Origin of the sequence: Nocardioides panacis (assembly GCF_019039255.1) — a bacterium.
Taxonomy (GTDB): Bacteria; Actinomycetota; Actinomycetes; order Propionibacteriales; family Nocardioidaceae; genus Nocardioides_B; species Nocardioides_B panacis.
The window spans coordinates 2,822,499-2,835,192 of record NZ_CP077062.1 but is presented as its reverse complement, the minus strand read 5'-3'; the positions used below and the strand labels follow the sequence as shown (position 1 = coordinate 2,835,192).

Genomic DNA, 12,694 nt, shown 5'->3' with positions numbered 1-12,694 from the left:
CAGGGAAAAGTGTACGCGATGTCAGCCGGTGGTCGGACCCGGGCCGCCCGCGCCGGTGAGCGAGCCGCCGTGCTCGGCGGCCAGCCCCTTGGCCGTGTCGGAGTCCGGCCCGGGGGCCGGGACGAACACCGCGGCGCGGTAGTAGCGGAGCTCCTCGATGCTCTCCTGGATGTCCGCGAGCGCCCGGTGGTTGCCGGACTTGGCGGGCGCGTTGAAGTAGGCACGGGGGTACCACCGGCGGGCCAGCTCCTTGATCGAGGAGACGTCCACGATCCGGTAGTGCAGGAACGACTCGAGCGCCGGCATGTCGCGGGCCAGGAAGGACCGGTCCGTGGCGACGGTGTTGCCGGCCAGCGGCGGCCGGCTGCCGTCGGGGCAGTGCTCCTTGATGTAGGCGAGCACCCTCTCCTCGGCCTCGGCCATCGTCATCCCACCGTCGAGCTCGTCGAGGAGCCCGGAGGACACGTGCATGTTGCGCACGAAGTCGTCCATCTGCGCGAGCGCCTCCGGCGGCGGCTTGACGATCACGTCCACGCCGTCGCCGAGCACGTTGAGCTCGAAGTCGGTCACCAGGGCGGCGACCTCGATGAGCGCGTCGGCGCCGAGGTCGAGCCCGGTCATCTCACAGTCGATCCACACAAGTCGGTCGTTCACGTCGTCACCCTACTCAGTGTGCTCTCAGAGAGCCTTCCTAGAGTGGGGCCATGCGTCGTACGGGTGCCTGGGCAGGGCTGCTGGCCAGGCTCGTCGTCGGTGGGGTGTGGGTGGTCGCGGGCGTCCTGAAGCTGCCGGACCCGAGCGAGAACGTTCGGGCGGTCCGGGCCTACCAGCTCCTCCCGGAGAGCCTCGTTCCCGTCGTCGGGCACGCGCTGCCGGTGCTGGAGATCCTCGTCGGGCTCTGCCTGCTGGCCGGGCTGCTGACGCGGGGCGCGGCCGCGCTGTCCGCCGTGCTGCTGGCCAGGCTCGTCGTCGGTGGGGTGTGGGTGGTCGCGGGCGTCCTGAAGCTGCCGGACCCGAGCGAGAACGTTCGGGCGGTCCGGGCCTACCAGCTCCTCCCGGAGAGCCTCGTTCCCGTCGTCGGGCACGCGCTGCCGGTGCTGGAGATCCTCGTCGGGCTCTGCCTGCTGGCCGGGCTGCTGACGCGGGGCGCGGCCGCGCTGTCCGCCGTGCTGCTGGTGGCGTTCGTCGTCGGCATCGGCTCGGCGTGGGCCCGCGGCCTGTCGATCGAGTGCGGCTGCTTCGGCGGGGGAGCGGGCCCGGCCCAGAACGCCGCCGCGAAGTACCCCTGGGAGGTCGCCCGGGACGTGGGCCTGCTGGCGCTCAGCGCCTGGCTGGTCTGGCGGCCGCGCACCCCGCTGGCGCTCGACAACCGGCTGCTGCCCGCCTGAGACCGCACCATCGACCGAGAGACGAGACACCGATGGCCAAGAGGAAGTCCACCGCCACCCGCCGCGCCGAGTCGGAGGCGGCTCGGTCGCGCGCCGCCGCGATCCGGGCAGAGCAGGAGCGCAAGGAGCGGCGGCGGCGTACGGCGGTGGTGTCCGCGGTCGTGGTCGTCGTGCTCGCGCTGGTCCTCGGCATCGGGTACGCCGTCCAGTCCCGCCGCGACACCTCGACGGCGGCCGGCACCCCGCCGACGGGTGCGGTGGGGTACGCCGTGCCCGCCGGCCCGGACTCGGCCCCGGTGAAGGTCGCGGTCTACGAGGACTTCCTGTGCCCGTTCTGCGGCCAGTTCGAGGCGGCCAGCCGGGACGCGCTGGAGAAGCAGGTGGAGGCCGGCAAGGTGCAGCTGCAGTACCACGTGCTCAGCTTCCTGGACGGCAGCACCAGCACCGAGTACTCCAGCCGGGCCGCCAACGCGCTCGCCGTGGTGCTCGACACCTCCGGCCCCGAGGTCGCCAAGAAGTTCCACGACCTGCTCTTCGAGAACCAGCCGGCCGAGGGCAGCGCCGGTCTCAGCGACGCCAAGCTGGTCTCGCTCGCGGTCCAGGCCGGGGCCGAGGCGTCGGCGGTGCAGAAGGGGATCGACGACCGGACGTTCGCGCAGTGGGTCAAGAACGTCAACGACCAGGCCTCCAAGGACGGCGTGAACAGCACCCCCACGGTCAAGATCGACGGCACGGTCGTGAAGTTCACCACGACCGACGAGCTCGTCAGCAAGGTCGAGAAGGCGGTCGCGGCCGGCTGAGCCCTCGGGTGGGAACCGGCATCGCGGCGTGTCAGGACCGACACGCCGAGGGCCCGGGAACTGCCCGAGAAAGTCGCGGTGAATCCCTTGCGGCAGAGGGGTTTCCGGGGATAGAACTACCTCACGCCGACGGGGAGACCCGGAGGCGGGATCGGACGGAAACCGAGATCCAGGCCGGCGGAGCGATCTGCCGGACGGCCCGTGACGGGGCCAGGGATCACCGGCCCGACCGTGAGAGTCGGAGCGTCACGGACGACTCAAAGCAGAGGCCCCGCAAACTCATACTTTGCGGGGCCTCACCTTTTGTACCGCGACCGTCCGGGACGGCCCGCCGCGACACGCCGGGGCTTCCGGACGCCTGACCTGTCTGTGGCCACCGGCCGCCGGTCCAAACAATCCGCGGCCGCGCAGCCACCCTCGGGCTAGACCGACGGGCACGGCAGACTGTGCGGCATGTCCGACGCCACCCCCACCCCGACCTCTCCGCACGCCGCGTTCGTCGCGGGCCTGCCCAAGGCCGAGATCCACGTCCACCACGTCGGGTCCGCCTCGCCGCGGATCGTCTCCGAGCTGGCCGCGCGGCACCCCGGCACCGTGCCCGCCGACCTCGACGCGCTGCGCGACTTCTACACGTTCCGCGACTTCGGCCACTTCATCGAGGTCTACCTCGCCGTGGTCGACCTGCTCCGCGAGCCCGAGGACATCCGGCTGCTCACCTACGAGGTCGCCACCGAGATGGCCGCGCAGAACATCCGGTACGCCGAGATGACCCTGACGCCCTGGACCTCGGTGCAGGCCGGCGTCCCGATCGAGGCCTACGTCGAGGCGGTCGAGGACGGTCGGGTGGCGGCCGAGCGGGACCACGGCATCCGGCTGCGCTGGGTCTACGACATCCCGGGCGAGTCCGGCCTGCCGTCGGCCGTCGACACCCTCGGCTTCGCGCTCGACCACGCGCCCGAGACACTGATCGGCTTCGGTCTCGGCGGACCCGAGGTCGGCGTCGACCGGCCCCAGTTCAAGGACGTGTTCGACCAGGCCCGGGCGGCCGGGCTGCACAGCGTCCCGCACGCCGGGGAGACCACCGGTCCGCAGACCGTGTGGGACGCGATCCACGTGCTCGGCGCCGAGCGGATCGGGCACGGCACCTCCTCGGTGCAGGACCCGGAGCTCCTCGCCTACCTCGTCGAGCACGGCATCCCCCTCGAGGTCTGCCCGACCTCGAACATCGCCACCCGTGCGGTCGACGTGCTGGAGAACCACCCGCTCAAGCAGATGTACGACGCCGGGGTGACCGTGACGATCAACAGCGACGACCCGCCGATGTTCGGCACCACGCTGAACCGGGAGTACGAGATCGCCGCCGACCTGCTCGGCCTCGACGAGCAGGGCATCGCCGACCTCGCGAAGAACACGGTGCACGCGTCGTTCCTGCCCGCGCAGGAGCAGGCCGCGCTGGCCGCCGAGATCGACGCCTACACGGCCGGCACCGGGCCCTTGGCTGGGTGAAGCGCCCCCGGCAGGACTCGAACCTGCGACCACCGGATTAGAAGTCCGACGCTCTATCCAGCTGAGCTACGGGGGCGGGGGACCGGGACTCTTGGACATCGCGCGGTCCGATCCGAGGCCCAGTATGCCGGAGGCGTGGGCCGCGGCCGGGCAGCGCACGCGGTCCGGGGGACCCCGGGACGTCGGTGGCGGTCGGCGCCGTCCGGCGGGAGAATCGGTGTGGCTCGACTTCTCGGTGCGGCGGAGTGGACCGGTCCCGGGAGACCTCGTGCAGGTGAGAACTGAAGCGTCGCCCGCCGGCCGCGCCCGGGGGCCGGGCCGGCTGGTCGGCGGTGCTGCGCCGGTGCTGGTCCTGTCCGTCGCCGTGGCAGTGGCGGCCGCGCTCCGCGGCGGCCCGAAGGATCTCCTCGTCTACCGGTACGGCGGCCGGGCGGTGCTCGACGGGCTGCCGTCCCTCGGGTCCGGCGACCCGGTGACGGGGCTGCCGTTCACCTACCCGCCGTTCGCCGCGGTCGCGATGGTTCCCCTGGCCCTGCTGCCGGCGTGGCTCGCGGCCGCGCTGTGGACCGGCCTGTCGGTGGGTGCGCTCGCCGCCGCTGTCGTGGTGGTACGCCGCGCGTCCGGCCGGCCCGCACCCGGGTGGTGGGTCGCGCTCGTGACCGGCGGCGCGGCTGCCCTGGAGCCGGTGTGGCAGAACCTCACGTTCGGACAGGTCAACCTCTTCCTCGTGGTGGCGGTGCTGGTCGACCTGGTCCGCCCCGAACGGCGCTGGTCCGGCGTGCTGGTCGGCATCGCCGCCGGTGTGAAGCTGACCCCGCTCGTGTTCGTGGTGCTGCTCGTGATGGTCGGACGTCGGGCGGCCGCCGGACGGGCGGCGCTGGCGTTCGCCGGCACCGTCGCGATCGGGTTCGTGGCGATGCCCGGCTGGTCGGCGACGTACTGGACCCGCGGGCTCGTCGACGCGAGCCGGGTGGGCCCTCCGGCACTGGCCCACAACCAGTCGGTGTACGGCGCGCTCACCCGTCTCCTCGACGGCCCGCCGCCGACCCTGCCGTGGCTCGCCGTCGCCGGTCCCCTCGCGCTGGCGGTCCTGGTCGTCGGCGCCGGGTGGTGGCGTCGCGGCGACCGGGTGCTCGGCACGTGCCTGGGTGCGGTGGCGATGCTGCTCGCCTCGCCGGTCTCGTGGTCGCACCACTGGGTGTGGGCGGTCCCGGTCGCGCTGGCGCTGTGGGAGCGCAGCCAGGGGGCGAGCGTCGGGTGGGCCGCGGTGTTCGTGGCCCGTCCCATCGTCTGGCCGCCCTACGGCCAGCACCGCGAGTACGGGTGGACCCCTCTCGACCACGTGGTCGGCAACGCCTACCTCCTGGCCGCCCTCGCCTTCTCCCTCTGGGCGGCGACGGCCCTCCTCGACGGTCGCGGTCGTGGGCGGCCGTCGGGGCCGCGTCGGTCATCGGTCATGCTGAGGCATGCCGAACAGCACCGAGTTCAACGTCGAGCTGGCGGCCGCGGCCCGAGGCATGCAGGACGAGGACGGCGCCAGGCAGGCGATGGAGCGGGCGGTGGCGGTCGCGACGGAGATCCTGCCCGGGTGCGACGCAGCAGGGGCGTGCGTCGTCCATCGTGGCGATCGCATCGACACCCATGCCACGAGCAACGACGAGCTGCGCCAGGTCGACGCGCTGCAGCACGAGCTGGGGGAGGGACCCTGCCTCGACGCGCTCCAGCACCACGACACCGTGCACAGCGACGACCTGTCCACCGATGAGCGGTGGCCCCGGTGGGGTCCCGAGGTCGCCCGTCGGCTCGGGCTGTTCAGCATCGTCAGCTACCGGTTGTTCTCCACCGGTGACAACCTCGGTGCGTTGAACCTCTACGGCAGGAGCCGAGCGGCCTTCAGCAGCGACGACATCCATGACGGCGTCGCGCTGGCCGCCCACATCGGCGTCGCCCTCGCCGCGGCGCAGGAGGTCGAGAACCTCGAGAAGGCGCTCGGCGGCCGGACGGTCATCGGTCAGGCCACCGGCATCTTGATGGAGCGGTTCGAGCTGACCGCCGACCGCGCCTTCAGCGTCCTCATCCGGCTGTCCAAGCACAAGAACGTGGAAGCTGCGCCAGCTTGCGGAGCAGATCGTGGAGACCCGGACGGTCCCGAAGGCGTAGCCGGCACACCCCGGCCAGGCTGCGTCGGCCTTGCCGTCGGGTCGTGAGACGGGTCACGAAATAGATTTGGGCGAAAGTACATTGCTTTGGTGGGCTAAATGACCCGTTGCCCACCGCCGTCCGACAGGAGCCTTTCGTGTCCTCCCTGCTGCACCGCCGGCCCGACGCCGACCCGTCGGCGTGGTCCGGCTTCCGCCGCGACCGCGCTGCGATGGTCGGTCTGGCGGTGGTGGGACTCGCGGTCCTCGTGGCGCTCGCGGCGCCGTGGGTGGCCCGGCTGGGCGGCCACGACCCCTTCACCTACGACGCGCAGGCGCTCGGCGACGACGGGTCGCCGCTCGGGGCGCTGGGCGGGGTCAGCGCGGACCACTGGTTCGGGGTCGAGCCGCTGACCGGGCGCGACCTGTTCGCGATCGTCGTGTACGGCGCGCGCACGTCGATCCTGGTCGGCGTGGCGGCGACCGTGATCTCGGTGTCGATCGGGGTGCTGCTCGGCACCACGGCCGCGCTGTTCGGCGGGTGGTACGACCGGGTGGTCAGCCGGCTGACCGACGTCCTGCTGGGCTTCCCCAGCCTCATCTTCATGATCGCGCTCGGCGCGTTCGCGCCGTCGTCGATCCCCAAGTGGCTGCTGGTCGTCGGCGTGATCGGGCTGTTCGGGTGGCCGTCGATCGCCCGCGTGGTCCGGGCCCAGTCGCTCACCCTGATGCAGCGCAACTTCGTGGCGGCCAGCCGGGCGATGGGCGCGGGGCCGTGGCACGTGCTGCGCGAGCAGCTGCTGCCCAACCTCACCGGCACCGTCATCGTGTTCACAACGATGGCCGTCCCCGGCAACATCGGGGCCGAGGCCGCGCTGTCCTTCCTGGGCGTCGGGGTCCCGCCGCCGACCCCGGCCTGGGGTCGCACGATCGGCACCGCCGTCGCGTGGATCGCCACCGACCCGTGGTACCTCCTCGCCCCGGCCGCCGCGCTGTTCGTGGTGACCTTCGCGTTCAACCTCGTCGGCGACGGGCTGCGCGACGCGGTCGACCCGCGGCTGGTGGGCAAGCGATGACCGGCGCGTCGTACGTCGTCAAGCGCCTGGTCGCGGCGGTGCTGGTGCTGCTCACGATCGCGGCCCTGACCTTCCTCGTCTTCCACCTGCTGCCCAACGACGTGTCCCAGGCGTCCTGCGGCAAGCCGTGCACCGCGGAACGGCGCGAGGTGGTGCGGCACTTCCTCGGCTACGACCAGCCGGTGCTCGTCCAGCTCGGTGAGTTCCTGCGCGGGATCGTGGCCGGTCGCAGCTACGGCACCGCGGCCGCCACGGTGCACTGCTCGGCACCGTGCTTCGGCTACTCCTTCCGGCTGAACGAGCCGGTCACGTCGCTGATCGGGGAGCGGTTCGGGATCACCGCCTCGATCGCGCTCGGTGCCGCGGTGATCTGGTCGGTCGTCGGGGTCGGCACCGGGGTGCTGGCCGCGCTCCGTCGGGGGACCTGGGTCGACCGGGTGGCGATGGGGTCGACGGTCGTCGGCGTCTCGACCCCGACGTACCTGGTCGGCCTGGTCGGCATCTACGTCTTCGGGTTCAAGCTCAACGTGCTGCCGGTCGGGACGTTCGTGCCGTTCCGCGAGGACCCGGTCGGCTGGGCGTGGCACCTCGTGCTGCCCTGGGTGGTGCTCGCGGTGGCCAGCGCCGCGGTCTACACCCGGATGACGCGCAGCCAGATGCTCGACGTGCTCGAGGAGAACTACGTCCGGACGGCCCGGGCCAAGGGGCTCTCCGAGCGCCAGGTCGTGCTCCGGCACGCGCTGCGCAACGCGCTGCTGCCGGTGGTCACGCTGTTCGGCCTCGACCTCGGCGGCCTACTCGGCGGCGCCGTCATCACCGAGAAGATCTTCAGCATGCAGGGCGTCGGTGCGCTGCTGGTCGACTCCGTCGGCAACCTCGACCTCCCGGTCGTGCTCGGCGTGACTCTCTTCTCCGCCTTCCTGATCGTGCTGGCCAACCTGGTCGTCGACCTCGCCTACTCCCGTCTCGACCCGCGGGTCTCCCGCAGCGGCTGACGCCGCCCACCATCCGAAGCACCACCAGAGAGGAACCTCGTGAACCGCACCCTCCGTGCCCTCGTGGCCACGGCTGCCCTCGCCCTGACCACGACGGCCTGCAACGCCAACTCCCCCCAGGAGTCGTCGTCGTCCGGCTTCCACAAGGGCGGGACTCTCACCATCTACAGCTCGGCCGACGAGCAGAGCTTCGACCCCGCGAAGAGCCAGAGCCTGGCCATCACCTCGCAGGGCCTGGTCCACCGGCGGCTCACCACCTGGGACATCCGGCCCGGCCAGGAGCCGCGGGTCGTCCCGGACCTCGCGACCGACACCGGCCGGGCCAGCGACGGCGGCCGCACCTGGACCTACACCCTGAAGCCCGGCCTGAAGTTCTCCGACGGCTCGCCGATCACCTCGGCCGACATCAAGTACGGCCTCGAGCGGTCCTTCGCGCCCGAGCTCTCCGGCGGCCTCGGCTACCACAAGACGCTGCTGGTCGGCGGCGACAAGTACACCGGCCCGTACGACGGCAAGGAGCTCTCCTCCGTCGAGACGCCCGACGACCGCACGATCGTGTTCAAGCTCGGCACGGCGTACGGCGACTGGCCCTGGATCGCGTCGATGCCCGCGTTCGCGCCGGTCCCGAAGTCGGCCGACACCAAGCCGGCCACCTACGGCAACGACCCGGTCGCCTCGGGGCCCTACGAGGTCAAGAGCAGCAAGCCCGGCACCGCGGTCACCCTGGTCCGCAACCCGGAGTGGAGCAGGGAGACCGACGAGATCCGCACCGGTGGGCCCGACACGGTCGTGTTCAAGCTCAGCCAGGAGGACACCGTCGCGGCCCAGCAGCTGATCGCCGACTCCGGGGACGCCAAGAACGCGTTCGGGGCCGGGTTCGTGCCGCCCGCGCAGCTCAAGCAGATCACCAGCAACCCCGGCGCCAAGGCCCGGCTCGCGCTGTCGAAGCCCGGCGCGCTGCAGTACCTCGCGCTCAACAACCGGCGCCCGGGACTCAAGGACGTCCGGGTCCGCCGGGCCATCGAGTACGCCGTGGACAAGCGGGCGTTCCAGCTCGCGACCGGCGGCTCGCAGGGCGGCGAGATCGCCAGCACCCTGATCACGCCCGGTATCCCCGGCCGTCAGGACTACGACCTCTACCCGGCCGACGAGACCGGTGACGTCGCGAAGGCCAAGTCGCTGCTCGCGGCAGCGGGGGCCGAGAACCTGCAGCTCACCCTGGTGACCGCCAACGACACCGGGTCGGTCGCCAAGGCCGAGGCGATCCAGCAGGGCCTCCAGCGCGCCGGCATCACCGTGAAGATCGAGCCCAAGGACGTCAACGTCTACTACGACGCGATCACCGACGACAAGGGCGACTACGACCTCACCGTCGGCAGCTGGCAGCCCGACTTCCCCAGTGCGAACGGCAACATCTCCCCGCTGTTCGCCTCCAACCAGATCGGTGGCGGGAACTTCAACCTCTCGCGCTACTCCGTCCCGCAGGTCGACGCCCTGATCGCCAGGGCGACCGGCGAGGTGGACCCGTCGGTGGCGCAGCGCACCTGGGCGCAGGCCGACCGGCGGATCATGCAGGACGCGCCCGTCGTGCCCCTGCTCTACGCGCGCAACGCGTTCCTGCGGGGCTCCGGCGTGCAGAACTTCGACGTGTCCGGGTTCCCCAACTACCCGAACTACCTGCGCGTCTCGATCTCGAAGTGACCGCACCGGCTCTCCTGCGGATCCGTGGGCTGACGGTCGCCTTCCCGGACCGGGCCGGCCCGCGGGAGGTCGTGCACGGCATCGACCTCGACGTACGACGCGGGCGTGTCCTCGCACTCGTGGGGGAGTCCGGCTCCGGCAAGTCGGTCACGGCCCAGTCGGTGCTGCGGCTGCACCCGCCGGACGTGCGGGTCGGCGGCCGGGTGCTGCTGGGGGACGACGACCTGCTCACCGTGGACGACGCCGCGCTCCGGGCGGTGCGCGGGGCTCGGGTCGGCACGGTGTTCCAGGAGCCGATGTCGGCCTGGAACCCCGTGCACCGGATCGGGCGGCAGATCGAGGAGGCCCTGCAGGCGCACGGCCGGGCCCGGGGCGGCAGCGCGGGCACCGTGCGGGAGCTGCTCGCCTCGGTCGGCCTCGACGCGCCCGAGCGGGTCGCCGCGTCGTACCCGCACGAGCTCTCGGGTGGCCAGCTGCAACGGGCGATGATCGCGATGGCGACCGGGTGCGAGCCCGAGCTGCTGATCGCGGACGAGCCGACCACCGCGCTCGACGTCACCGTGCAGGCCGGCATCCTCGACCTGCTCCGCGGCCTGGCCGCGCGAGGGACGGCGGTGCTGCTGATCACCCACGACATGGGCGTGGTCGCCGACCTCGCCGACGACGTGGCGGTGATGCACGACGGCCGGGTCGTCGAGCGGGGCCCGGTCGAGGAGGTGCTGGGCGCGCCGCGCGAGGCGTACACCCGCACCCTGCTCGCAGCGGTGCCGGCGCTGCCCGAGGACCGGAGCGCCGCGGGCCGTCCCGACGCGCGGGAGGTCGTCCGGCTCGAGCAGGTCGGTGTCCGCTACGGGCGCGGCCCCGGCGCCGTGCACGCCGTCCGCGGCGTCGACCTCTCGCTCCGGCAGGGCGAGACGCTGGGCCTGGTGGGGGAGTCCGGGTCGGGGAAGTCCACGCTCGGCCGCGCGCTGACCGGGCTGGTGCGACCGACCGAGGGGCGCGCCACGCTCGGCGGCACGGACCTCACGACCTCGTCACGAGCCCGGCGGCGCACCCTGCTGCGCGAGGTCGGCATCGTCTTCCAGGACCCCAGCTCCTCGCTCAACCCCCGGCACCCCGTCGGCCGCTCGATCGCCGAGCCCCTGCGGCTGGCGTCCGTGCCGGGCGCGGCTGCCCGGGCCCGGGTCGCCGAGGTGCTCTCGTCGGTCGACCTGGACCCCGGCTTCGCGACCCGGTTCCCGCACCAGCTGTCCGGCGGCCAGCGGCAGCGCGTCGCGATCGCCCGGGCGCTGGTGCTGCGCCCCCGGCTGGTCGTGGCCGACGAGCCGACCAGCGCGCTCGACGTCTCCGTGCAGGCCCGCGTGCTCGCGCTCCTGGGCCGGCTGCAGGACGAGCTCGGCTTCGCCTGCCTGTTCATCACCCACGACCTCGCGGTCGTGGGCGCGGTGGCCGACCGCGTCGCGGTGATGCACGAGGGGGTGATCGTCGAGCACGGCGAGACCGCCCAGGTCCTGCACCGTCCCGAGCACCCCTACACCGCCGGGCTGCTCGCGGCAGCCCCCGTGGCCGACCCGCAGCAGCAGCGGGCGCGGCGCGAGAAGAGGACCGCGGGGCTCGTCGGCTGACCCGCCGCCGGGGGGTCAGCCGCGCAGGTCGGCCATCCACGCCTCGAGGGCGTCCGGCTCACGGGGCAGCGACGCGGACAGGTTGGTCCAGCCGTCGTCGGTGACCGCGATGTCGTCCTCGATGCGGATGCCGATGCCGCGCAGCTCCTCGGGCACCAGCAGGTCGTCCTCCTGGAAGTACAGGCCCGGCTCGACGGTGAGCACCATGCCCGCGGCGAGCTCGCCGTTCTTGTAGCGCTCGGGGGCCGCGGCCGCGCAGTCGTGCACGTCGAGGCCGAGCATGTGGCTCGTCGAGTGCAGCGTCCAGCGGGTGTAGACCTTGCTGTCGGGGGCGAGCGCCTCCTCGGCGGAGACCGGCAGCAGACCGAGGTCCTCGAGCCCGTGGGCGATGACGTGCATCGCGGCGTCGTGCGGCGCCTGGAAGTCGGCGCCCGGCCGGATGGTGTCGATGCCGGCCTGCTGGGCGGTCAGCACCAGCGTGTAGAGGTCGCGCTGCAGCGTGGTGAACGTGCCGTCCACGGGCAGCGTGCGCGTGACGTCGGCGGTGTAGAGGTTGTTGCCCTCGACGCCCATGTCGAGCAGCAGGAGCTGGCCGGGGGTGACCGGGCCGCTGTTCTCGGTCCAGTGCAGCGTCGTGGCGTGGCTCCCGCCGGCCACGATCGAGTCGTAGCCGAGGTCGTTGCCCATCGTGCGGGCCCGGCGGAAGAACGTGCCCTCGAGCCAACGCTCGCCGTGCTCCAGGACGTTGTCCCACTCGCGGACGCTGTCGGAGAAGCCGAGCGCGGTGATGTCGCAGGCCTCCTGCAGCTGCTCGAGCTCCCAGGCGTCCTTGACCAGCCGCATCTCGGAGAGCACCCGGGCGAAGTCGTGGTCGCGGGCGCCGTCGCCGGGCACCGCCTGGTCGACGTACGGGTCGACGTCGCGGAGCACGCGGGTCTTGGCGGAGGTGCCGAGGCGGGCCTCGAGCTCCTCGAGGTGGCGGACCTCGAAGCCGAGCGAGTCGGAGATCTCCTTGAGGGAGGGGCGACGGCCGGCCCACAGCTCGCCGTACCGGCGGTCGCGGAAGAACTCGTCGGTCTGCCTCGACGAGCGCGGCCGGGCGTAGAGCACCGACTCGCCGTCCTCCACCACCAGGACCGCGTCGCTGGTCTGGTTGCCGGTCAGGTGCACGTGCGCGGTGTCGGCGCGGAACCGGTAGTCGGTGTCGTTGGCGCGGACCTTGAACTGGCCCGCCGGGACGACCAGCCGCTCGCCCGGGAAGGCGTCGGCCAGGGCCTGGCGACGACGTGCGGACCAGTCGGCCACGGGGTGACGGGGGAGGTGCAGCTCACGCTCGCCCCACCCCTCACGCATGAAGGCGGCGTAGGCCTCGGGCACGCCCTGGTCGTGCGACTCCGTGGTCAGGGTGGTCTTCGGCTGCTCGTTCACGGCGCCCACTGTACGACGCAGGCACCCTCGCGGGACG

The 12,694-nt window shown here is 72.6% G+C and carries 10 protein-coding genes, 1 tRNA gene and 1 pseudogene; 9 read left to right on the top strand and 3 right to left on the bottom strand.

The features are described 5' to 3' along the window. Nucleotides 1-21: 21 nt before the first annotated feature. A complete protein-coding gene (orn, locus tag KRR39_RS13775; protein ID WP_216937672.1) occupies nt 22-654 on the bottom strand; it encodes an oligoribonuclease in 633 nt (210 codons plus the stop codon). Between the two features lie 50 nt (nt 655-704). Here orn and KRR39_RS13770 point away from each other — a divergent pair, with 50 nt between their 5' ends. The 3 genes from KRR39_RS13770 to KRR39_RS13760 all read left to right on the top strand — a co-directional run bounded on the left by KRR39_RS13770 (nt 705) and on the right by KRR39_RS13760 (nt 3,694). Beyond that, nucleotides 705-1,388: a MauE/DoxX family redox-associated membrane protein gene (locus KRR39_RS13770; protein WP_216937671.1), complete on the top strand. Its 684-nt coding sequence runs from the start codon at nt 705-707 to the stop codon at nt 1,386-1,388. Between the two features lie 32 nt (nt 1,389-1,420). Beyond that, the gene (locus KRR39_RS13765; protein WP_216937669.1) at nt 1,421-2,188 is read left to right on the top strand and encodes a DsbA family protein; all 768 of its coding nucleotides are present in this window, start codon (nt 1,421-1,423) and stop codon (nt 2,186-2,188) included. 453 nt (nt 2,189-2,641) lie between these two features. Further along, entirely contained in the window at nt 2,642-3,694 is a 1,053-nt protein-coding gene (locus KRR39_RS13760; RefSeq protein WP_216937666.1) for an adenosine deaminase, read from the top strand. 2 nt (nt 3,695-3,696) lie between these two features. Here the strand turns inward: KRR39_RS13760 and KRR39_RS13755 are convergent. Continuing rightward, a tRNA-Arg gene (locus KRR39_RS13755) sits at nt 3,697-3,770 on the bottom strand. 48 nt (nt 3,771-3,818) lie between these two features. On the opposite strand from KRR39_RS13755, the pseudogene KRR39_RS25645 reads away from it, so the two are divergent. The 6 genes and pseudogenes from KRR39_RS25645 to KRR39_RS13730 all read left to right on the top strand — a co-directional run. Further along, a pseudogene (locus KRR39_RS25645) lies at nt 3,819-4,859 on the top strand (glycosyltransferase 87 family protein); the annotation flags it as partial. Between the two features lie 301 nt (nt 4,860-5,160). Next, nucleotides 5,161-5,901, top strand: coding sequence for a GAF and ANTAR domain-containing protein (locus KRR39_RS13750; protein WP_367303669.1), 741 nt, complete (start codon nt 5,161-5,163; stop codon nt 5,899-5,901). An 89-nt stretch (nt 5,902-5,990) separates the two neighbouring features. Further along, entirely contained in the window at nt 5,991-6,908 is a 918-nt protein-coding gene (locus KRR39_RS13745; protein WP_254185134.1) for an ABC transporter permease, read from the top strand. Continuing rightward, complete coding sequence (locus KRR39_RS13740; RefSeq protein ID WP_216937662.1) at nt 6,905-7,903, top strand: ABC transporter permease; 999 nt, start codon at nt 6,905-6,907, stop codon at nt 7,901-7,903. Before KRR39_RS13745 ends, KRR39_RS13740 begins: the two co-directional genes overlap by 4 nt. 39 nt (nt 7,904-7,942) lie before the next feature. Further along, a complete protein-coding gene (locus tag KRR39_RS13735; RefSeq protein WP_216937660.1) occupies nt 7,943-9,604 on the top strand; it encodes an ABC transporter substrate-binding protein in 1,662 nt (553 codons plus the stop codon). Continuing rightward, entirely contained in the window at nt 9,601-11,229 is a 1,629-nt protein-coding gene (locus KRR39_RS13730; protein ID WP_216937657.1) for a dipeptide ABC transporter ATP-binding protein, read from the top strand. The genes KRR39_RS13735 and KRR39_RS13730 overlap by 4 nt, the downstream gene beginning before the upstream one ends. A gap of 15 nt (nt 11,230-11,244) precedes the next feature. Here KRR39_RS13730 and KRR39_RS13725 read toward each other — a convergent pair whose 3' ends face one another. Next, a complete protein-coding gene (locus tag KRR39_RS13725) occupies nt 11,245-12,657 on the bottom strand; it encodes an aminopeptidase P family protein (protein WP_254185133.1) in 1,413 nt (470 codons plus the stop codon). Nucleotides 12,658-12,694: the final 37 nt, after the last annotated feature.